Raw genomic sequence first — 24,050 nt, forward strand, 5'->3', positions numbered from 1 at the left:
TGTGAAAATCTGCCTGATAACTGAAACAGGCGCCGATTCCGGCGCCTTATCTATTTTGAGTGAACGCTGGGGACTTGAGCACGATGACGAGTCCCTGATGGCGCTGGTCTTAACACCGGAACACCTTGAGCTGCGTAAACGCGATGAGCCAAAACTGGGTGGCATCTTTGTCGATTTTGTCTCAGGAGCCATGGCGCATCGCCGCAAGTTTGGCGGTGGGCGCGGCGAAGCAGTAGCAAAAGCGGTGGGTATTAAGAGCGGGTATCTGCCCAATGTGGTGGATGCGACGGCGGGATTGGGACGCGATGCGTTTGTGCTGGCCTCTGTGGGGTGCCGGGTGCGAATGTTAGAGCGTAATCCTGTGGTCGCCGCGTTGCTGGATGATGGCTTGCGTCGTGGTTATCAGGACGCCGAAATCGGCTGCTGGTTGCAGGAGCGTTTGCAACTGATCCACGCCTCGAGCCTGACGGCATTAAGCGATATTACCCCGCGCCCGGAAGTGGTCTATCTCGATCCAATGTTCCCGCATAAGCAGAAAAGCGCGCTGGTGAAGAAGGAGATGCGAGTGTTCCAGTCGCTGGTTGGGCCGGACGAAGATGCAGATGGTTTGCTTGCGCCTGCTCAGAAGCTTGCAACAAAACGCGTAGTGGTGAAGCGTCCGGATTACGCACCGCCACTGGCAGGGGTGGAAACGCATAACGCGGTGGTGACCAAAGGCCATCGTTTTGATATTTATCCGGGAACGGCTGAATAAAACAACCCTCACCCCGACCCTCTCCCAATGGGAGAGGGAGAAAGCCGGTCTGCACCCTCTCCCTGATGGAGAGGGAGAAACCAGGCAATTCCCTCTCCCTGATGGAGAGGGAGAAACCAGACAATTCCCTCTCCCTGATAGTGAGGGAGAAACTGGACAATTCCCTCTCCTGGGGGAGAGGGTTAGGGTGAGGGCGACCTGGTGCGGCTAAACGTTAATCTTCGTCTTCGTCACGCAATGGAACAATCAACATATCAACGTGAACGGTGTTGATCAGCTGACGAGCAGAGGACATCAGTTTGCTCCAGAAGTCCTGGTGATGGCCGCAGACGACTAAATCCATATCGTATTTCTTAATCGCATCCACCAAAACCTGGCCAAGATCACCGCTACCGCTCAGGGTTTCAGTAATCGGATAGCCCGCGCCGCTAGACAGTTCGCTCAGTGCGTTGTGAGTTTCTTCAGAAATGCGTTTCTGCATATCACCCAGATTTACATCGATCAATCCGGTATAGAGATCGGAGTAATTTACATCGACATGAATCAGGGAAACCTTCGCGTTGTATGGACGAGCCATAGAAACCGCTTTTTCCACCAGTACTTTGCTCTCCGGGGAGAGGTCTACCGCGATCAAAATGTGTTTGTAAGCCATAATTTTACTCCTTCCATAAGTTGTCGATGACCAGCCTGGTCGGATAGCACGATGCACTTCATCGGTGTTACCCGCTTGTAAGGACCTAAATTGTAGATGATATTTCTACCCTATAGCGAATGATAGATATCGTCAATGTGCCACCGCTGTATACATTTAAGCCTTAAATGGCTTTTATCGCCTTGATAAAGGTTAACGATGTGGCGAAAAAATTAACGGATCTCCTACACTATTAAATAAGCCGTTCCGGCATATGAATGTGAACTGGATCGGTTTTTTGGGCTCGCTGAACGGTCTTTCTGGTTTTCGGGGTGAGAGGTTGCCCTGGAGTGATGTACTGGGGCTTCACCGGGGGGAATTATGATGATCAGCACCGTCGCGCTTTTTTGGGCGCTTTGTGTAGTTTGTGTTGTGAATATGGCGCGTTATTACTCATCTTTGCGCGCGTTACTGGTGGTACTGCGCGGGTGCGATCCGCTGCTGTATCAGTATGTCGATGGGGGAGGCTTCTTTACCTCTCACGGACAACCCAGTAAACAGATTCGCCTGGTGAGCTATATCTACGCGCAGCGTTATCTTGACCATCATGACGATGAGTTTATCCGCCGCTGCGAACGTCTACGCCGTCAGTTTATTTTGACCAGCGCGTTGTGTGGACTGGTGGTGATAAGCCTTATTGGTTTGATGATTTGGCATTAGTAGTTTCGGCGCATAAAAAAAGCGGGCCAGTTTCCTGACCCGCTTTTTGTCGTCTTGCGATCACCGCATCATGTTTAAATGAAGTGCAGTGAAATCCAGTACAGGCAACCAGACAGCAAAATCGATACTGGCAGAGTAAACACCCACGCCATCAGGATATTGGTGACTGTCTTACGCTGCAAACCACCACCATCAACCACCATCGTCCCCGCTACGGAAGAAGACAGTACGTGAGTCGTGGAAACCGGCATACCGGTGTAGCTCGCAATACCAATGGAGACGGCGGCGGTCACCTGCGCGGACATCCCCTGCGCATAGGTCATGCCTTTCTTACCAATCTTCTCACCGATAGTTGTTGCCACACGACGCCAGCCGATCATGGTACCGATGCCGAGCGCCAGAGCGACCGCCATGATAATCCAGATTGGTGCGTACTCGATGGTATACAGCAAGTCAGTTTTCAGCTCTTTCAGGAAGCGCTTATCTTCCGGTTTGGTTTCCGGCAGCTTGGCGACTTTTTCTGATGTATCAGAGATGCAAAGCAACAGACGGCGCATCTGGCTACGCTGCTCAATGCTCAACTTGTCGTAGCTGTCGAGATTGCCCAGCAGCTCTTTCGCACGCTGTACCGCAATGATGGCGCGGCTCGCATCGCAATGGAACTCAGCAGGCTTATCCTGGCCCTTCACTTCTTCAGGCGTTGGGATAGCCGGATTGAGATCGATGACGTGCTTAATCGCATCGCTGTGCTGTGCGTAGTATTGCTCAAGGTGGGTGATGGCATCGCGAGTACGAGCAATGTCGTAACCGGAAGCATTCATATTCACCACGAAGCCCGCAGGAGCTACACCAATCAGCACCAGCATGATCAAACCAATGCCTTTCTGACCGTCGTTAGCACCATGAGAGAAGCTCACGCCAATAGCGGAGATAATCAGGGCGATACGCGTCCAGAATGGCGGTTTTTTCTTGCCGTCTTGTTTTTCACGTTCAGCAGGTGTGAGGTGGATACGGCGGCGCTTCTTGGTGCCGCTCCAGTAGCGACGTAGCAAAAAGATTAACCCGCCCGCAACCACCAGACCCACGATTGGGGAAAGGATCAACGACATGAAAATCCCAATCACTTTCGGGATATTCAGCGCATCAACAACCGAGGTGCCGGTCATCAACGCGTTCGTCAAACCAATACCAATGATGGCACCGATAAGCGTATGGGAGCTGGAGGCCGGCAGACCAAAATACCAGGTGCCGAGGTTCCAGATGATAGCGGCCAGCAACATAGAGAACACCATGGCGAGACCATGAGCGGACCCTACGTTCAACAGCAGATCGGTTGGTAACATATGCACAATCGCATACGCCACGCTCAATCCACCGAGCAGAACGCCGAGAAAGTTAAATAACGCCGCCATTGCCACCGCGAGTTGCGATCGCATTGCACGTGTATAAATAACGGTTGCCACTGCATTCGCAGTGTCATGAAAGCCATTGATCGCTTCGTAGAAGAGAACAAATGCCAGGGCAAGTAATAACAAGAGCCCGGTATGTAGATCCAGGCCGGTAAACAGAAATTCCATAGACGTTACGCCATTGTGAGGACATGAACGCGGCGCATTATGTAAGACAACTCCGTAATGCGCCAACAGAAATATGGACTTTTCTTGATGTTTGTCTGTCCTTCATCAAACATTGAAAAGATTTACATATTTATTTTCAATCACCTGCGATTGCTGGTGCGCATTTAGCTGGTGCGGCCATGCGCCTATCTTTACACTTCCTTGCATTGAGTATAGTCAGGAGCCGGTCGTGGAAAAGTTTGATACTGTTATTATTGGTGCGGGTGCCGCAGGAATGTTCTGTGCAGCGATGGCAGGGCAAGCAGGCAGTCGTGTGTTACTTATCGATAACGGTAAAAAACCGGGCCGGAAGATCTTGATGTCCGGTGGCGGGCGTTGCAACTTTACTAACCTTTATATCGAGCCTGCCGCGTATCTCAGCCAAAACCCACATTTTTGCAAATCTGCACTTGCGCGTTATACCCAATGGGATTTTATCGACATGGTCGGTAAGCATGGTATTGCGTGGCATGAGAAGACGCTTGGTCAACTTTTCTGTGATGATTCGGCACAACAAATTGTAGATATGCTGGTTGCCGAATGTGAAAAAGGGCAAGTCACCACACGCTTGCGCAGCGAAGTGTTAAGCATCGAACGTGATGAAAATGGCTATACCATCCAATTAAATGGCGACAGCGTACAAGCGGCAAAATTAGTCATCGCGACGGGTGGCCTTTCAATGCCTGGTCTTGGCGCGACACCGTTTGGCTACAAAATTGCCGAACAGTTTGGGCTGAAAGTTTTACCGACTCGCGCTGGACTGGTGCCTTTTACGCTACATAAACCGCTACTCGAACAGTTGCAGGTGCTGTCGGGCGTTTCTGTACCTTCAGTTATTACGGCACAAAACGGTGTCAGCTTCCGCGAAAGTTTGCTGTTTACTCATCGTGGCCTTTCTGGCCCGGCGGTATTGCAACTTTCCAGCTACTGGCAGCCGGGTGAGTTTGTCAGCGTTAACTTACTTCCCGATACCGATCTGGATGAGCTTCTCAACGAACAGCGCAACGCTCACCCTAATCAAAGCCTGAAAAATACGCTGGCAATCGTGTTACCAAAACGCCTGGTGGAATGCCTGCAACAGCTAGGACAGATACCGGATGTGACGCTGAAGCAACTGAACTCACGCCAACAAAGTGAGCTACTGGAAACGCTGCAAGACTGGCGTGTGCAACCTAACGGTACAGAAGGTTATCGCACCGCAGAAGTGACGCTTGGCGGAGTGGACACCAACGAACTCAGTTCACGCACGATGGAAGCGCGTAACGTACCCGGTCTGTATTTCATCGGCGAAGTGATGGACGTCAGCGGTTGGTTAGGTGGATATAACTTCCAGTGGGCGTGGAGCTCTGCGTGGGCTTGTGCGCAAGATTTGGTGGGTGGAGAGTGACTCAATTTTGTCGTTAAAACTCCCTCGGAACAGGCGTTGGCCATAAACCGTGCCATGACATAACGGCGTCGGTCACGGTTTTAATTTCGCGGCTCATGTACGATGGCAGGATGATGAAAACATAGCGTCGTGCGGCGTTTCCTGTCAGAGTTTTTGATGAACAGTTTTGATTTATCCTTTCTGAAATACCTTCAGGAACATAGCCCGGTTTATGTAGAGGATGCCGTACAACAATTCGGTAAAACACTCTCTACACTGAAACGCACGATGAAAGAAATCAACGAGCAGCTTGATCCCGCGTTTCATTTGCATATTGAAAATCAATCGATTGTCACCGCAATGGGCTATCGTGAGTACGTGTCATTTCTCGAAAACATTCACTTCAATCGTTATCTCACGAGCCCGGAAGAGCGGGTGCGCGATTTAACCGTGGCGCTGTGTTTGCAGAACATCGTCAATAAAAGTGATTATTACCAGAAATTCCACGTCAGCCCCGGCACCCTGAAAAATGACAATCAGGCGCTGGTGACGTTTCTGCAGGCGAATAAACTTGCGGTGCAAAGTGTTCACCGACAAGGCTCCCGGCTTCAGGGGGATGAAATCTCACTGCGTATCGCCATTTGTCTCACCATTCTGAAAACGGTCGAAATTGGTGAGGACAACCAACTGGTGCAGCATTCCGCCAACGAACCCATTAATCGCTCGATCGCCTGTCAGTTTTTGCAGCAGTGCGAGAGGGAAATTCGTGAAGCCGCGGACATTTACTGTCAACGCATCGCTCCGCGCCTGACGTTGGGCTATAACGGTAAGAAATACTTTCTGGTGTATATGAGTATCGCCCTGCAGCGTACTGGGCGCGGACATTGCATTACCGACACCCATGCACTGGATTTCGTCACGGCGATGGATTTCAGTCTCCTTGCCTCACCTGCGGAAAACCGTTTTCTCGATTTGCTGCTCTCCTCGCTGTCATTCACCTGGCGGCCATTCACCTTGTATGACGTTCCGTTGATCGACAAGGTGCAGCGCTTTAGCCAGGCTATTGCCCCTTTTCTTCAGGCGACAATTAATAACCAGCAGGCCTGGTTCGGTGAGGTCTATCAGTTTATTTATACCGCCATCGTGCAGAACAAATTCAGTCTGTGGTTTGAGGATAAAAAACTGCACCATGTACGTGAGCACTATCCGGCGCTGTATCAGGGCGTCTGTGTGGAAGTGCGAGAAATTGAGCAAGCCTGGGCGGTGAATTTTTCCCCAGTGCATATTGCGACGTTGGTGCTGATCCTGAAGAAATACGAATTACAGAATCGCCTTCATGATGAAGTGAAAAAAAGGGTGGTGATCGTCACTAACTCATCAGAAAGCAAAGTCGGCTATTTTAAAGAAGTGCTTAAGTCATGGTTTCATATTGATATTGTGGCAAGTGTCAACATTAATGAAATCCATCAGTTGCAGGATATCCCGTTCGATTTGCTATTAACCTTTACCAATAAGATTTCCAGTTATCTGCGTTATTACCAGTACGATTACGTCAAAGTGAGTTTTCATCTGACACAAGAAGATATCTCTACACTGCGTCAGATGGGGCTTTCACGGGCGAAGAAAAAAATCGCCATTGAGACATTTATTGAAGAGAGTAAGAACCTGGCGGACGGCGAGCTACGGCAGTATCTTGAAGCTCGCTATCCTGAGATCTTTATCTGACATCGGGTAACGGTTGGTGGACGCCGCGGCACCACACATGAGTCAGATTTAACGCTTGATCAAGACAGAGAATATCCGCGTCTTTCCCCGCAGCCAGACTACCTTTCCTTGATGCCACTCCCGCAAGCACCGCTGGGTTATGGCAGGCAATTTGCGCCACCGATTCCAGGCCTTTTTCCAGACGTCCGACGATATTTTTCACGGAATCCAGGAAATTCATTTCCAGCCCGGACACCACCGGCCAGTCATCCGGAGAGACTTGTTGGCAGTCGCCATTCTTCGCGGTGATTTCCAGTTTCCCATGACGAATGCGAAACGTTTCCTGGCGTAAATAGTGATGAAATTCGTAACCCTCTGGAAAATCGGCATAACCCATGCAATCACTCATGAGCACCAGCCGGCGATCCCCTTTCAGGCGATAGAGGATGTCAAAGGCCTGGGGCTTAATGGTGATCCCACTTTGTTTTGCCACTTCTGCGTACACGTCCGGGTAATACATCAACGCGCCCACGACACCCAACTCGCGGTGATGGAAACCGCGCATGGCGCTGAAAGCATGGGTGAAGTGCTTCAGACCGGCGTCAATGGCGGCGGTAATCTGATCAAAGGTGGCATCGGTATGTCCGGCAGAAACCGTAATCCCTTTACCGTGCAAATAGCGGATAAAGGGCAGAGAGCCTTCCAGTTCCGGTGCCAGTGTGACCAGACGTATATGTCCTCTTGCCTGCGCGTTAAACTGCTCAAAACCCTCAATCGACGGGGATTGCAGGCAATCAGCCCGCTGCATTCCCAGATGCTTAGGGTTTATCCACGGCCCTTCCATATGCACACCGATGACCTCTGCGCCATCCGATGGCGTCGCCGCTTCAAGATACTCAGCGGCGGCGGCTAAAGATGATTTCAGAAAATCGTCAGGCATGGTGCCGGAAGTCGCCAGATAAGATGTGACGCCACTACTGACTAAATCGCGGCTCATGTTGACCAGCGAGGCATGATCGCCTTTATAGGCGAACGAGCCGCGCCCCCAGCCATGCACATGAATATCGACAAATCCTGGCATCAGGTAACTGCTGCCATAATCCGTGGCCGGGCCGGACCAGCTGTCTTCAATGCCGAGGATAGTGCCGTTTTCAATGAGCAAATACCCGGCGCGAATGCCATCTGGTGTCACAATATGCGTTGATTTTAGAGCCGTGACGTCACTCATTTATCACTCCTTTCTGGCAAAAACGGTGTGAGCCAGTTCCTCTGCCAACACCGCGCAAAGGCCGGTATAGGCAGCCGGATCAAGCAACTCACGGATTTCGTCATCAGTGAAGTTATCGCGAATCACCGGCTCGTTGCGCAGCACACTGCCGTAATCCAACCCTTCATGAGTACTGCGCATCGCCATGGTGTAGACCAGTTCATGCGCCGGATCTTTCCCTAGCCGTTCAACCAGGCTCATCATGATTTTTTCGCTGTTGATCAGACCGTGCGTCAGCATCACGTTTTGCTGCATACGCGATTTATCGACGATCAGTGTGCGGGTCAGCTCTTCAGCGCGAAGAACGATTTCTGCCATCAATTCAATGCTTTCTTGTAGGTTGGCATCGAAGATGAAATAGGCAGAACTGTCGGCCTCAAACGGACGCGGACAGACGTACAATGACGATGTCATCACGGCATACAGTCGCTGGGCGTTCGCTATAATTCCCTTCGCCAGTTTCGGGTTCACTTTTTGCGGCATCGTGCTGCTGCCGACAGTGCCTTTGGCAAAGGCCTCTGACACTTCACCAAACTCCTCGCTGGATGTCTGATAAACCTCTTCGGCAATTTTGTGGAAGGTGGTGGCAAGCAGGCACAAATTGCTGATGTATTCGGCGCGATAGACTCGTGCATTGCGGGAAGGCACGCGCATTGGGTGCATATCCAGTGCTTCTGCGACCAGATCCTGCACCTGCCGCCCCGGTTCTCCGGTGGCGTGGAAGGCACCCACTGCACCTCCCATCATCACGGTAAAGACGCGTTTTTCCGCTTCCTGCATCCGTTCAACGGCACCCAGCAGCTCGTAAATCCATACCGACACCTTATAACCGTAGGTAATTGGCAGGGCATGTTTTCCGTGAGTGCGTCCCGCCATCAGGGTGTCTTTGTGTTGCAGGGCAAGTCTAGCCAGGTTCTCAAGCGTGGCATCCACAAAACTCATCAGCTGCTGGTGGAACTGCTTCACCAACAGGAGATGCGCGGTTTGTTGGATGTTTTGCGTCGTCACCCCGTAGTGCACATATTTGCCGCTTTCTTCATCGCACGCTTTGACCAGCACTTTAATCACCGGCACAAATCCGTGCCCGATTTCCCGCAGCAGGCGCTCGACTTCTGCCAGGTCAATACGATCAAGCTGACAGTTTTCGGCGATATTTTTTGCCGCTGAAGCAGGAATAATGCCGACCTTAGCCTGTGCCGTCGCCAGCGCAGCCTCCACATCAAGCCAGGACTGAACCCGGGCTTCGTGGGTAAACAAGGCTTTCATTCCTTTGTCATCAATGGTTTTACTTTTTGAATCATAAAGTGCGCGCATGGTTATTTCTCCTGTTTGGCCATGGCATCGTCCACCGCGTTGCGGACGAACTCAACATGAGGGCCAAAAACAACATGAATATGGTTACTGGACGGAATAAAGGTTCCCAGCGCTCCCGCTTCTTTCAGAATGGTCATATCCAGTTTCTTTTGGTCGGCAAGATCGATACGCAAGCGTGATACGCAGTTCTCGACGCGTTTAATATTGCTTTTGCCACCAAGACCTTCCACGACCAGAGCGGCGACTTTGTCGTACTCTTTATTGTTCAAGAGGGTGCTGTCGCCCATATCACTTTCGCGGCCCGGCGTTTTAATGTCGAACTTGCGAATGGCGAAACGGAAGACAAAGTAGAACACCACAAAGTTAACGATGCCCAACAGAATGAGGTTGAGCCACTGAGTGTGTTCATACATCAGACCAAAGATGCCAAAGTCAAAAATAGTGCCACGAATATAGCCCACGGAAACATCAAGCATCTGTAGTGGGATAGTCAGCAGACCACACAACACGGCGTAAACAATAAACAGCTTCGGCGCAATAAACAGGAAGGAGAATTCCAGTGGTTCGGTGACATTCCCGAGCACCGCAGTTAATACCACCGTCAGGATCATGCCTTTGGCGAACTTTCTGTTCTTCATGTAGGCCATGTGGTACATCGCCAGGCCGATAGCTGGAACACGGAACAAGGTTGTCAGCATTTGCGAAGACGCAAGATAGCTGGTCAGCGTTGGCATATATTCTTTCCACGCTGGATGGTTTGGTCCTAACTCAAACAGAATTTTATTCATTGCCGGCAAGATACCGACATAAGTTTGCCCATCAATTAAGTAGGTCCCACCGGCTGCGGTAAAGCGAACGGTAGAGCTTAAAACATGGTGTAAACCGAAGGGGATTAACAGACGATTGAGCGTCATATAGATCCCGGCACCAATATCAGGCGCCATCATGACCGTCGAAAGGCTGTTCATTCCGGCGGTAAACAGATCCCAGATGAAGGGAATGGCCAGGCCGACAGGGATGGTAAAAGCAATGGATAAAATGGCGACGGATTTTTTACCGCTGAAAAAGGCAAAGGCCAGCGGTAACTGTAAACGGTAATATTTATCCGTCACTTTTGCCGCCAGTAGACCGGCGATGATGCCGCCAAGAGCCTCGATCTTCAACGTCTGGATCCCCAGCACCATGCCTTGCCCAACCAGCGATAAATCCCCTTTCGCAAGCTGGCCTGCCAGTTTTAAGTGCACGTGCATTGAAATCAACAGCGTGAGGTAGGCCACAACGGAGGCAAAAACGGCGATGCCTTTTTCTTTTTTCGACATGCCATAAGCGACACCCATCGCAAAAAGCAGAGGGATATTTTGGAATACCACGCTGCTGATTAAACCAAGCGATGAGAGCAAGTCTTTAAAAATGGCGTTACCTAAAAAAGGTAACTTTTCAATCATATAGTTCTGGCCCAGCGCGCTACAAATGCCCATAACCATGCCGACAGGTGCCAGCACAGCAATAGGTAATAGCAACGACCGTCCGAACGTTTGTATTTCATTCTTAAAATTAGCGTTCATAGACTCATCCTGAAGTGTTGTCTTCGATACATAAGACACGTTATCGGCATGAGCGAGCAAGGCCAAAAACTGGGCTGATTCAGGCGCAAGATTTGCCCCTAACATCGGTAGAGCAGAAATTCCTCGGTGCCCACTCCAGTCCCTATACCACCGGCCATATGCTACGGAATATACGCCAGGTTCAAAATGATGACGGGACGCTGACGATGAAAAGTATTCGTGGAAAAACGTTGATAGTCATCGTGTTATATTTTACTAAATATATCCCGGACTTTATATTCATCTTGTGAATATAAAACATATTTAACGACTGTTATTACAAATCTAACTCCTTGATGTTTTTGATTTATATCATTTGATTTTGTTTGGTAACTATATGAATTTATTTAATTTTTAATATATAAAAACCGTAAAGGTTATTTTTTTAAAACTGACTCCATGATTTTTTTGCTGTCAATCACGTCTGCTCATTTTTAGGAGTTTGCATTCATATATTATCTGAAACACTGTGGTAATATTTAGAAACAAGTTCACGGGTTATTTTAATTTTTGCTGTAAGTCGTTTTAAAAATCACTCTCGCTGATTAATTATTTAACAGGAAGTTAATGTGCGTATTTCTTTTACAACGTTATTCTTTGCGTTGGGATGTTTATTGCTATCAGCAAGCGGTTATTCCGCCCCGGGAGACCAGGAATTAATACGTCAGCAGGAAAACCAGCGTGCGCGTGAAGCCGCTTTAGCCCCGGAAACTCCTGATGTGCGGCTTTCTGCGCCGTCGTCGTCTTCTGGCAGGTTACAGTTTCCGAAAGAAACCCCGTGTTTCCCAATTAATACCGTTGAACTGCAAAACCGCCGTTCACTTCCGCACTGGTTACCGTTGCAAAAGATCGCCAACCAGGCCAATGGGCAGTGCTTAGGTTCCGGCGGCATAAACCTGCTGATGAGCGCCCTGCAAAATCGCCTGATCGACAGCGGATATGTCACCTCCCGTGTGGTGGCTCCCCAGCAGGATTTAACGAGAGGCTCTCTCATGCTCGCCCTCGTGCCGGGCAACATTCGCCATGTGGCGCTCACCCCGCAAAGCGGCCATTACGTCACTCGTTTCACCGCATTCCCGGCGCATGGAGGCAACTTGCTGGATTTGCGCGATATAGAACAGGGGCTGGAAAACTTACAGCGCGTGCCGACGGTACAAGCCAGCATGGAAATCGTGCCGGGTGAAAAACCGGGCGAAAGTGATATCGCCCTGAGCTGGCAGCAAAGCAAAATGTGGCGTGTGGGGGCATCGCTTGATGACTCCGGCTCGCGCAGCACCGGGCGCTATCAGGGCGGGGTGACCGTTTACGGCGATAACCTGCTGAGCCTGAGCGACACACTTTATCTTTCCGCTGGCAGCTCACTGCATGCGCCGGAAGGCAAAGGTACCCACAACTACACCGGTCAGTACTCCCTGCCATTTGGCTATTGGGCAACCAGCCTGACGGCCAGTAACAACAGTTATTATCAGACGGTGGCCGGTTTAAATGGTGATATTCGCTACAGCGGTGAAAGCAATAATATCGACTGGCAGTTAAGCCGTGTGCTGCACCGCAACGCCAGCCAGAAGACCTCATTCACTTATGATGTGATTGCCCGCGATTCAAAAAACTTCGTCAACGGCACCGAAGTTGACGTACAGCGTCGTCAGACTGCCGCCTGGAAAATCGGTTTACAACATCGTCATTATATTGATGCCGCCACACTTGATGCCGGTATCAGCTACCAACGCGGCACGCGCTGGTTTGGCGCCATTCCTGCCTCCGAAGAGTATTACGGTGAGGCGACGGCACTGAGCAAAATCATCCAACTTAATGCCCAGCTTGATGCGCCTTTTGTGCTGGCCGCGCAGAACTTCCGTTACAACGTGCAGTACCTGCGCCAGATGAGCAACACCCCACTTACGCCGCAGGATCAGTTCTCTATTGGCGGGCGCTGGACGGTACGCGGTTTCGATGGCGAACGCACGCTGAGCGCCGACCGCGGCTGGACGGTGCGCAATGAACTCGCCTGGCAAACTCCGGTGCCGAATCACCAGCTTTATCTCGGCGTCGACTACGGTGAAATCGGCGGCCACGGCAGCGAGTACAACCTCGGTAACCATCTGGCGGGCGGCGCGGTGGGTCTGCGCGGCGGTCTGTGGGGTGCCAGTTACGACACGTTTGTGGGGATCCCGCTTTCTAAACCCGACGGTTTTACGACCGATCCGGTCACGCTCGGCTTCAACCTGAACTGGCAGTACTGAGATGGGCATTAACGGATTTGATGTGATTGCACCGGGTGTGCTCGGTGGGGAAGCCAGCTCAGCTGAAGTACTGGGTGCCGCGGTCTGGCTGTGGATGCATTCGGAATTCCATCGCGAACTGGCACTGGAAACACTGCCCGCCGTACTGCTGCCGATTATCGAAAAGCAGCAATACCTGCTGGCCTGCGAAAACGGCAAACCGGTGTTTTTCCTGAGCTGGATGTGGATGGACGAAGACGCCGAGCGGCGTTATCTGGAAGCGCCTGGCATTATGACGCAGGAACGTGACTGGTTCAGCGGACCGCGTCTGTGGCTGCGCGACTGGGTCGCCCCTTTCGGGCATACCTCCGCCATGAAACGCCTGGTGACGGAGTACCTGTTTCCGGAGCACTGCATGCGCGCGCTCTGGCACCGTGGCGTGACGCACGGCAAATGCGTCAAAAATTTTCGCGGCGCGAAAGTCAGCCAGCAACAGGCTGAAGACTGGCGCACCGCACACCCTGTGACTGTTTCAATAAAAGAATTCCCGGCAAGGACGCTACCATGAACAAGAACCTTTATCGCATTGTCTTTAACAAAGCACGTGGCATGTTGATGGTGGTGGCTGATATTGCAGCATCAGGGCGCGCCTCGTCCGGCCCGTCCTCCGGTGTCGGGCATACGCTTTCACAGCGTGTCAGCTCTCTGTCCCGCCTTAACTTCAGCCTGTTACTGGCACTGGGCTGCGTGAGTGTTTCCGTGCAGGCGGGGATCGTTGCAGACGGCGCCGCACCTGGAAATCAGCAGCCGACGATTATTAACAGCGCCAACGGCACGCCACAGGTAAATATTCAGTCACCCAACGGCAACGGCGTTTCCCATAACAAATACAGCCAGTTTGATGTCGATGGCCAGGGCGCGATCCTCAATAACTCGCACAATGCCACACAAACGCAACTGGGCGGCATGGTTAACGGCAACCCGTGGCTGGCAAAAAGCGAAGCAAAAATCATCCTTAACGAGGTGAACTCGCGCAATCCCAGCCAGCTTAACGGGGTGCTGGAAGTCGCGGGTAAAAAGGCACAAATCATTATCGCCAACCCGGCGGGTATCAGTTGCGATGGCTGTGGTTTTATCAATGCCAACCGCACCACGCTGACCACGGGAAATCCGCAGCTCAGCAACGGTCAAATCACCGGCTACGACGTGCGGCAGGGGGAAATTGTTATCCAGGGGCGCGGCATGGACAGCACCTCCCAGGACAGCACCGATATCATTGCCCGTGCGGTGAAAGTGAACGCCGGGATCTGGGCGAACGACCTGAAGGTCACTACTGGCAGCAATGTGGTGGACGCTGTCCATGAGAACATCAGCAAGACCGCGTCGGATGCCAGCACTCGCCCACAACTGGCGGTAGATGTGTCACAACTGGGTGGCATGTATGCGGGAAAAATCCGTCTTATTGGCACTGAAAGCGGTGTTGGCGTCCGCAATGCGGGCACGATTGGTGCTTCTGCTGGCAGCGTGACGATCACCGCGGACGGGCGCATCGAAAACAGCGGTGCGATGAGCAGTGCTCAGGATTTAGCGGTCAGCGCGTCCGGTGGCATTCAGAACAGCGGTACGCAGTACGCTGCCGGTAACACCACGCTACGCACTCCGGCAGACATCACTAATAGCGGCACGATTGCCGCCGCGCACGAGACAAACATTTCCGCGGGCAGCCTCAATAGCACCACTTCAGGCGTGTTAGCCGCCGGTTTGAACAGCGACGGCAAACTGGGCAGCAGCGGCAACCTGACGCTCTCCACCACCGGCCAACTGAGTGCTCACGGGCAGAACCTCGCCGCAACGACCCTCAATGCGCAAGGCGCTGATGTCGATTTCAGTCAGAGCCAGACCTGGGCGCGTGACATTAACGCGACCGCGACAAGCGGCAATCTCAGCACCGCACAGGGCAATATCGCGGCGGCGCAAACCCTCACGCTGAAGACCAACGGTCTGTTGAACAACGACGGTGGCAAGCTGGAAGCTGACCGCTTGCTTCTGGGTGGCAGCACGCTCTCTAACCAGAGTGGCGTCATTAATCAACTCGGTGAACAGGATCTTTCGCTTACCCAGAACACCGCTATCAATAACAACGGTGGCACGATTGCCAGCAACGGTAACAACCTCACGCTCAGCACCGCAAAACTGACCAACCAGCAGGGCACGATTATCCATGCAGGACGCGGAAAATTAACCCTGAATGCCGCGCAGATGGATGCCACTGGCGGCACGCTCGCTTCCAATGGTGCACTGGATTTGCAGGGTAAAAATCTGGTGCTGAACAGTGCAATCACCCAGGCAGACAGCGTTACAGTCACCGCCGACAGCCTGTCGCACCGCGCAGGGAATATGACGCAAACGGGCAGCGGCAACATGGCGGTCAACGTCAGCGGCGGGCTGGATAACAGCCTGGGCAATATGGCCTCGAGCGGAGATTTCACTCTCACGGCAGGCAATGTGAACAACCAGCAGGGGCAATTGCTTTCCGCGGGCAATTCGCTCGCGCTCACCAGCACCGGAAACGTCGATAACCGCAGCGGATTAATCGCCTCCAGTGGTGCTCTCAATGTCAGTAGCCGCGGGCTGGATAACAGCGCCGGGTTAATGCAAAGCGGCAGCACCTTCACGCTCGATACCCACGGCGGCACGCTGATTAACCAGAACAGCGGCGACCAGGGCGGCATTGTCAGTCTGGGCGATTTATGGCTTAACAGCGGCAATGTCCAAAACCAGCACGGCACGGTCTACAGCGGCGGCAACGCCTGGCTTTCCACCGGAAGCTGGAACAACACCGCAGGGCAGATGGCCTCGGTGAATGCTCTCACCTGGGGCGGCCAGACGCTGCTCAACGATAACGGCGGCGTGATACAAAGCGGCGGCAATCTGGCGCTGGATACTCATGGGGCCGCGCTCAGCAACACCAACAGTGGCGCGTCAGGTGGCATTATCGGTGGCGGTGATGTGCAGATCTCAGCAGGTGAGGTGAATAACCAGTCCGGCACGGTATACAGCGCCAACCATGTTCAGCTCACCACGGGGCGTTGGAACAATATCGCCGGGCAGATGGTGGGTGTCAGCGGGCTGAACTTCAGCGGTGGCGAACTCCTTAACGATAACGGCGGTCTGATCCAGAGCGGTGGCGCACTGGACCTGGACACCCATGGCGCACAACTGAGCAACACCCTGGAGGGCAATATTGTCAGCCAGAGCGATTTACGGCTCACGGCAGGTAATGTGAACAACCAGTCTGGCACGGTGTACAGCGGCTCAAATGCCTCGCTCACCACTGGGAGCTGGAACAATACCGCAGGGCAACTGGCGGGCGTCGGTTCGCTCAATTACAGCGGCAGTGCGTTATGGAATGACAACGGCGGTCTGATACAGAGCGGCGGCAATCTGGCGCTCGACACCCATGGCGCAGCACTCAGCAATACCGAAAATGGCACGATCTCAAGCGGCAATGATTTACAGATTACCTCCGGTAATGTGAACAACCAGTCCGGTGTGGTTTACAGCGCGGGCAATGCGCGGCTTGCCACCGGAAGCTGGGACAACACCGCCGGTCTGCTGGCAGGCGTGGGGTCGCTGACTTACAGCGGTAGCACGTTGCTGAACGATAACGGCGGCGCGGTGCAAAGCGGCGGTGACTTGCTGCTTGATACCCACGGTGCGTTGCTGAGCAACACGAATAGCGGCGAGTCTGGCGGTATCACCAGCCAGGGCAACATGACGCTTAACAGCGGTGCGCTGAATAACGGGCTCGGCGCGATTATCAGCAATCAGCAACTTGCGCTGAACACCGCAGAGGTGAACAACGACGCGGGTTTGCTGGTGGCTTTGCAGGGGCTAACTGCCTCGACTGGCGCACTCAGTAACCACGGCGGCGCTATCCAGTCGGGCGCGGATTTAAACTGGAACACGCACGACAATAACCTGAACAACCTCGACGGCTTAATCAGCGCACAGAACCGCCTGGCCCTGGAAACTGGTGAGGTGAACAACCAGCAGGGGCTGCTGACCAGCGGCGGAGATCTCACCCTCACCAGCGGCAATCTTGATAACCGCAACGGGCAAATCGCCGGAAAAGATGACCTGACGCTAAACACCACCGGTATAAACAACCAGCACGGCGCCCTCCAGGCGCTGGGCGATATGGCGCTCAACGCCACGAATGCGATTATCGACAACACGGCGGGGCTGATTCAGAGCGCACAGCAGGTGCTGATGAATGCCGCGCAGGTAATAAACCAGGACACCCACAGCGACCACCAGTCGCTGGGTATTCAGGGCGGCGATATTCTGGTGACCGCCGACACGCTCAATAACCTGAACGGTGATGTGCTGGCAAATAACACGGTCGGCCTTAATCTCACCGGGCTGCTTAATAACAGCAACGGCCTGATCACGGCGATGGACCTGGCGAAAATCCGTGCCGGAGAGGTGATTAACCGCCAGGGCGATATTGAAGCGGGCAATGGCCTGACTCTCGACAGCACCAGCCTGACGGGGGATGGCAAACTGCTTTCTCTGGGCGATATGCACATCGGGCTTGCCAGCGATTTCACCAACGTGGGAACGATTCAGGCTAACGGCAATCTGGACTTCACCACCACCGGTAGCGTCACCAACCAAAACCTGATGCAGGCGGGTGAGTCTTTCACGTTTAACGCCGCGTCACTCAACAACACCGTGGACGGGGAGCTGAGCGCGGGCACGCTGGATGTCAACGTCAGCGGTATGCTCACTAACCGTGGCCTTCTGGACGGTTACAACACCCATCTCAGCGCGCAGACGCTGAACAACATTGGCACCGGACGTATCTACGGCGACTGGCTGTCGATTGACGCCCGCACGCTCAACAACAACGCTGAAGGCGGTATGGCGGCGACCATTGCTGCCCGTCAGCAACTGGATCTTGGCGTCGGCATACTCAATAACCGCGACCACGCCCTGATTTACAGCGACGGGAATATGTACCTCGGTGGTCATCTTGATGAGAACTGGCTGGCTACCGGGCAGGCCGTCACCGTGAATAACCACAGTGCGACCATTGAATCCGCAGGCAATATGACGTTGAACGTTGCCACGCTCAACAACGTCAATGACCACTTCACCACCGAAAATGTGGTGGTGTCACAGGAGCATATTTCCGAGTACAACGTCGACCGTCTCGGCAGTCAGCTTTATAACGATAACGACTACGACATCAGCATCTACAAGGATGAGACCTGGATAATCTGTATCGAAGGAGTTCTCTGTCACAACACCGCCGGCGACAAGTTCACCCACTACGACTACACCCGCACCATCACCGAAGACCGCGTACTGGAAAGTGACCCGGGCCAGATTATTGCGGGCGGTTCGCTGACGATTAATGCCGGGGATGTGCTTAACGACAAGAGCCAGATCGTCGCGGGCGGCAACCTCAACATCAACGCCACGAACCTGAATAACGTGGAAGTGGCAGGCGAGCGCACCATCACCGATGACGGCACCGCCACGCGCTACAAACGTAAGCAAAGCAAAGGCGGTGACTCCCCGAGCGTGAAAACCTCAGACTACACGCCACCGGCCATCATTCAGGAGATCAGCCTCAACGCCAGCACGGTGGCAGACCACAGCCAGGTCGACGGCAGTGGCCTGACGGTAGATGCGCGCCAGGATACCTCCGTCAGCGGCACGATTCAGGGCGGCGGCAGCCTCAGTATCGGCGACATTGCCGGGCCAAACGGCGCGGGCGCGATGGCTACAGGGCCGGTCGGCTCGGTGACCATTCCCGGCATCAACGGCGGCCCGTCCATGAGCCTGTCGCCTGGCAAAACCTTCGAAGTGAACCTGCCGGGCGACAGCCAGGTGGTGCGCATGGTCGGGCCGAACACCCGTATCCCGGACAACAGCCTGTTCAAATCGCATCCCGAGAGTAACAGCCCTTACTTAGTTGAAACCGACCCGCGCTTCACCAACCAGAAGCAGTGGCTCAGCTCCGATTACATGATGCAGGCGTTTATCACTGACCCGAACAATATCCAGAAGCGTCTTGGCGATGGCTTCTACGAGCAGCGCCTGATCCGCGAACAGGTGGTGGCACTGACCGGACAGCGTTACATCGGCGACACGCAAAGTGACGAAGAGCAGTACAAAATGCTGATGAATAACGGCATCGCCTTTGGCCAGAAATGGGGCCTGAAACCGGGCGTGGCGCTGACGCCGGAGCAGATGAGTGCACTGACATCCGATATCGTCTGGATGGTAAGCCAGACCGTGCAGTTACCGGACGGCAGCACCCAGCAGGTACTGGTGCCGCAGGTGTATGCGAAGGTGAAAGTGGGCGACCTTGACGGCAGCGGCGCGCTGCTTGCCGGGCGCAACGTCAACCTTAACCTGAGTGGCGACCTGACTAACAGCGGGCGTATCAACAGCAAAGACAGCACGCAGATACTGGCGAACAACATCAACAACCTCGGCGGCATCATCAGCGGCAACGATGTGGCGCTGCAGGCGCGTACCGACATCAACAATATCGGCGGCACCATTAAAGGGGGCGACAGCCTGCTGGCGATCGCTGGGCGCGACATCAACGTCACCACCACCACACGCAGTGCCGTCAGCACCGACGGTAACTTTGGCCGCACCAGCATTGACCGCATCGGCAGCCTGTCGGTAACCAACGACGGCGGCTTCCTGGGCGTTCAGGCCGGGCGCGATGTGAACCTGACGGCGGCGCAGGTCAGCAACGGTGGCGCAGACAGTCAGACCACGATTATCGCGGGTAACAACCTGAACCTGAACACGGTGCAAACCGGCAGCAATGACAACCTGAGCTGGGGCAGCGACGACTGGCTGAAGCGCTCACAGAGCGGGGATACCGGTACGGTCATTCAGGGCGGCGGTAACGTCTCGATGGGCGCGGGCAATGATGTGAATATCACCGCGGGCAACGTCTCGGCGAACCAGCAACTGACCATTCAGGCGGGCAACGACCTGAATATCGTCAACGGCACGGCGTCCGACAGCTTCGAGCAGTATACGAAGCAGACGGGCAGTAGCAGTATGACCTCGAAAACCACCACGGTTGACCACAACAGCGAAAGCAACCAACTGGCGGTGGGCAGCCAGCTTGACGGCGACGGCGTGACGCTTTCGGCGGGTCACGACCTGTTTATTCAGGGAAGCCAGGTGGCGGGCAGCCAGGATGTGAACCTGATTGCCGGGAATAACCTCACCGTCACCACGGCGACGGAACAGCACGACGAGATGCATCAGCATCAGGAGAAAAAATCGGGCTTAAGCGGCACTGGCGGTATCGGTATCAGCTATGGCACCAATGACCTGAAAACCACCGACACCGGGACATCACTGACCAGCGCAGGCAGTACGGTGGGCAGCATTAACGGTGATGTGAATATGGTGGCGGGCAACGGCCTGACCATCAAAGGCTCGGACGTGCTGGCAGGGAACAACATTGCCCTGCAGGGTAAACAGGTGGATATCCTGGCGGCAGACAATGAAACCAGCTCAAAACATACCGTCGAGCAGAGCAGCAGCGGGCTGACACTGGCGCTCTCCGGCACGGTGGGCAGCGCGATTAACCAAGCGGTGACCAGCGCGAACACCGCCAACCAGGAAAAAGACAGCAACGGACGCATGGCGGCACTCGACGGCATGAAGTCGGTGCTCAGCGGTGTGCAGGCATATCAGGGCGCGGAGCTGAACCAGGCCCAGGGCGGTGATCCTGCTGCCATGATTGGCGTCAACCTCTCTTACGGCAGCCAGTCGTCGAAATCTGAACAAACGCAGACCAACCACGACAGTCAGGGCAGCACGATCCAGGCGGGGAACAACCTCAGCATTAAAGCGACGGACAGCGATATCAACGTCACCGGCAGCCAGATACGCGCCGGAAACGACATCACGCTTGATGCGGCACGCGATGTGAACCTGATTTCAGCCGAAAACACCCATCAGCTCGACGGTAAAAACGAGAGCCACGGTGGCTCGGTAGGTGTGGGGATTAACTTTGGCGGCGGCAGCAACGGTATCTCGGTGAACGCCAGCGTCAACAAGGGTAAAGGTAGTGAAACCGGCAACGGCACCACGCATACGGAAACCACGATTGATGCCGGTAACCACCTGACCGTTATCAGCGGACGCGACACCACGCTGACGGGGGCACAAATCAGCGGCGATAAAGTGACGATGGACGTGGGCCGTAACCTGACGCTGACCAGTGAAAAGGACTCTGACCAGTACGACTCGAAGCAGCAGAACGCCAGCGCGGGCGGCAGTGTGAGCATGGGCGGCGGGTCCGGGTCAGTGAGTCTGAGCCAGGACAAAATGCACAGCAACTACGAGGCAGTGCAGGAGCAGACGGGTATCTTCGCCGGTAACGGCGGCTTCGATATCACGGTGGGCGAACACACCCAGCTTAACGGTGCGGTGATCAGCTCCACAGCAACGTCGGATAAAAACCTGCTCGACACCGGAACATTAGGCTTCAGCAATATCGACAACCACGCAGAATTTGAGGTGGAGCACCAGAGCGTAGGCATCAGCAGCGGTGGCAGCATCGGCAGTCAGTTTGCGGGCAACATGGCAAACGGCCTGTTAGTCGGTGCCAACAGCGAAGGCAGCGCAGACTCGACCACCTCGTCGGCGATAAGCGGTGGAACCATCACCATCCGCGATAAAGACAAACAGACACAGAATGTCGACGACCTGAGCCGTGATGTGGCGAACGCCAATCCGGGACTGGACACGATATTCGACAAGGAAAAAGAGCAGCGCCGGTTGCAGGAAATCCAGGCGATAGGGGAGATAGGCAGCCAGGCGGCAGATATCGTGCGGACGCAGGGTGAAATCGCGAAGCAGGAGGCGCTGAAAGATCCGAAAGCGCGACAAGATGCCAAAGAAGTGCTGGCCGGAAAAGGTATCCTGAACCCAACAGATGAGCAGATTAACCAGCAAGTTGGCATTACAGCCATGGCTCCGTATGGCACGGGCGGCAGTATTCAGCAGGGACTCCAGGCAGCAACAGCCGTGGTTCAGGGACTGTTAGGCGGTGATATTGGCAAGGCTCTTGCAGGGGGCATGAATCCGTATATTGCCGATCTCATTCACGACCAGACTATGAATGCCGATGGCACTGTGAACATGGAAGCGAATGCGATGGCTCACGCCATCTGGGGCGCCATTGCCGCAGAAGCCAGCGGCAACAGTGCGCTGGCAGGTGCCTCGGGTGCGGTCAGTGGTGAACTGATGGCGCGCTATATTGCTGGCGAGATGTATCCGGGTGTCGATCCGAGTGATCTGACCGAAGAGCAGAAGCAAACCTTGTCTGCGTTGGGCACACTGGCGGCGGGGCTTGCAGGCGGCCTGGCTGGCGACAGCACTTCCGATGCAGTTGCAGGCGCTCAGGCTGGGAAGAACTCGGTGGAGAATAACTATTTGAGCTATGACCAGGCGCAGGCATTTGATAAGGAAATGACGAAATGCAGGAGCTCTGACAGTAACTGTTCAGATATCATTAAAAAATATGATGCGCTGAACAAAGAGAACAGAGGAGATATGCAAAAACAAGCCTCAGACGATCCTTTAACAGCCCTGGCTGGCCAAACGAAATGGGATATCGAAGGTGGAATTGCAGCAAGTCAGCGCCCAGACTGGTTGTATGGCTCAATGGACAATGATGATGTCAAAAAGTATGTGCTTGAGAATAATAGCTATGACCTGAACTACCTGAACAGCAACACAGGAATGGGCGATAAAGGGCTGGCATTTATTGCAGAGCCTGAAAATGTCTGGGGACTTGCCGCAGGAGGTGCATCGTTATTCACAAGCTCAGCAACCGTGGGAAGCAAATTAATTGGAGCAGCCCTCAGTTATGGAGCCAATGCTGGCGTTCAGATAGCAAATGGAAACACCGGGGATAAATTTGATTATCTAAGCTTCTTTAGTTCAGGCATCACTGGGGCTGCTGGCACAGGTAAGTCACTTAATTCAAACTTAGTGATTAATGTCGGCAATGCTTATTTTACCAGTCAGTTAACTGGTCAGGATTCACAAGCAGCAATGATGGGAGCGGCTGCTGGGACTGGTATTGGATATGGCATAGGCTCTGCTATTACTACTCCATGGGAATCAAAGTTAATCAAAGATCAATTTGGCATGGCTGCAAGTAGCAATGCACTGAAATATATAGATGTTCCGACAGGTTCTGGATATATATTCAGTGGTGTGGATATTAGCCCAGTCCCCGGTATTACAGGGGGGATGTTTGGTGGGATTGGTTTGGAATCGAGTGGCTACATCATCAATAGTGAAATATTAAAAAATAAAGAAGTTAAAAAATGAAAAGAAAAATACTCTCATTCCTATATGTAACATCGTTGTGTATGTTTGGGGTTGGATTTACTCCTATATTTATTGAGTGGGTGTTAACTAATAAAAGCATAGCCGATCTCAGTTGGCTTAATGCGATAAAAATTGGGGGGGGTATTGGTGGTATTATGGGTGTTTGTTTGTGGCTGTTTTTAATAATAAGATACCGTAGATGACTCTTTGCCAGTAAAAACCTGAAATTACTGGCGGTTTGGGAGGGAGTATTTCATTAGAGGCTACTGATAGCTCAGTACAAAATGAGAGGGTAAAAATGAAGTATGACCTAAAGTTTATGCTTACATTAATTTCCTAATGTTCAATCGGACTGGGCGTTGGAATATCATAAGCTATATGGTTGGCAACGAAAAATTCTGAAGGAATAGATTTTGCCAACTATGGGGTATTTAGCTCTCTCTTCGGTGTTGTC

At 53.3% G+C, this 24,050-nt stretch carries 12 protein-coding genes; 7 read left to right on the forward strand and 5 right to left on the reverse strand.

What is annotated here, in order from left to right; all coding sequences use genetic code 11:
* Window position 1: 1 nt before the first annotated feature.
* A complete protein-coding gene (rsmJ, locus tag RHD99_RS00400) occupies window positions 2-754 on the forward strand; it encodes a 16S rRNA (guanine(1516)-N(2))-methyltransferase RsmJ (protein WP_309877098.1) in 753 nt (250 codons plus the stop codon).
* Window positions 755-968: 214 nt separating this feature from the next.
* Here the strand turns inward: rsmJ and uspA are convergent, their stop codons facing one another.
* Window positions 969-1,406, reverse strand: coding sequence for a universal stress protein UspA (uspA, locus tag RHD99_RS00405; RefSeq protein ID WP_183272113.1), 438 nt, complete (start codon window positions 1,404-1,406; stop codon window positions 969-971).
* Between the two features lie 363 nt (window positions 1,407-1,769).
* On the opposite strand from uspA, the gene uspB reads away from it, so the two are divergent.
* The gene (gene uspB, locus RHD99_RS00410) at window positions 1,770-2,105 is read left to right on the forward strand and encodes a universal stress protein UspB (RefSeq protein ID WP_183272359.1); all 336 of its coding nucleotides are present in this window, start codon (window positions 1,770-1,772) and stop codon (window positions 2,103-2,105) included.
* Between the two features lie 74 nt (window positions 2,106-2,179).
* On the opposite strand, the gene pitA is transcribed toward uspB, so the two are convergent.
* Window positions 2,180-3,682: an inorganic phosphate transporter PitA gene (gene pitA, locus RHD99_RS00415; RefSeq protein WP_183272114.1), complete on the reverse strand. Its 1,503-nt coding sequence runs from the start codon at window positions 3,680-3,682 to the stop codon at window positions 2,180-2,182.
* A 229-nt stretch (window positions 3,683-3,911) separates the two neighbouring features.
* Between pitA and RHD99_RS00420 the strand changes: the two genes are divergently transcribed.
* The gene (locus RHD99_RS00420; RefSeq protein ID WP_309877099.1) at window positions 3,912-5,108 is read left to right on the forward strand and encodes a BaiN/RdsA family NAD(P)/FAD-dependent oxidoreductase; all 1,197 of its coding nucleotides are present in this window, start codon (window positions 3,912-3,914) and stop codon (window positions 5,106-5,108) included.
* A 156-nt stretch (window positions 5,109-5,264) separates the two neighbouring features.
* Entirely contained in the window at window positions 5,265-6,812 is a 1,548-nt protein-coding gene (locus tag RHD99_RS00425) for a BglG family transcription antiterminator (RefSeq protein ID WP_309877100.1), read from the forward strand.
* On the opposite strand, the gene nagA is transcribed toward RHD99_RS00425, so the two are convergent.
* The 3 genes from nagA to RHD99_RS00440 are packed head-to-tail and all read right to left on the reverse strand — an operon-like array spanning window position 6,805 to window position 10,937.
* A complete protein-coding gene (gene nagA, locus RHD99_RS00430; protein WP_309877101.1) occupies window positions 6,805-8,019 on the reverse strand; it encodes an N-acetylglucosamine-6-phosphate deacetylase in 1,215 nt (404 codons plus the stop codon). The two genes, RHD99_RS00425 and nagA, sit on opposite strands and share 8 nt — an antisense overlap.
* Window positions 8,020-8,022: 3 nt before the next feature.
* On the reverse strand, window positions 8,023-9,372 hold the full coding sequence (locus RHD99_RS00435) for a class-II fumarase/aspartase family protein (RefSeq protein ID WP_309877102.1): 1,350 nt from the start codon (window positions 9,370-9,372) through the stop codon (window positions 8,023-8,025).
* Window positions 9,373-9,374: 2 nt separating this feature from the next.
* Window positions 9,375-10,937, reverse strand: a complete 1,563-nt coding sequence (locus RHD99_RS00440; protein WP_309877103.1) for a PTS transporter subunit EIIC — start codon at window positions 10,935-10,937, stop codon at window positions 9,375-9,377.
* Between the two features lie 641 nt (window positions 10,938-11,578).
* Here RHD99_RS00440 and RHD99_RS00445 point away from each other — a divergent pair.
* From RHD99_RS00445 to RHD99_RS00455, 3 genes are read left to right on the forward strand one after another with little or no spacing between them, the layout of a single operon-like run.
* Window positions 11,579-13,219 (forward strand): ShlB/FhaC/HecB family hemolysin secretion/activation protein, encoded by a 1,641-nt coding sequence (locus RHD99_RS00445; protein WP_374708466.1) that lies wholly within the window; start codon window positions 11,579-11,581, stop codon window positions 13,217-13,219.
* A 1-nt stretch (window position 13,220) separates the two neighbouring features.
* Window positions 13,221-13,766 carry a toxin-activating lysine-acyltransferase gene (locus RHD99_RS00450; RefSeq protein ID WP_309877105.1) on the forward strand — a complete coding sequence of 182 codons (546 nt, stop codon included), beginning with the start codon at window positions 13,221-13,223 and terminating at the stop codon, window positions 13,764-13,766.
* Entirely contained in the window at window positions 13,763-23,596 is a 9,834-nt protein-coding gene (locus RHD99_RS00455; RefSeq protein WP_309877106.1) for a hemagglutinin repeat-containing protein, read from the forward strand. The genes RHD99_RS00450 and RHD99_RS00455 overlap by 4 nt, the downstream gene beginning before the upstream one ends.
* Window positions 23,597-24,050 lie beyond the last annotated feature (454 nt).

Origin of the sequence: Buttiauxella selenatireducens, from assembly GCF_031432975.1 — a bacterium.
Classification (GTDB): Bacteria; Pseudomonadota; Gammaproteobacteria; order Enterobacterales; family Enterobacteriaceae; genus Buttiauxella; species Buttiauxella selenatireducens.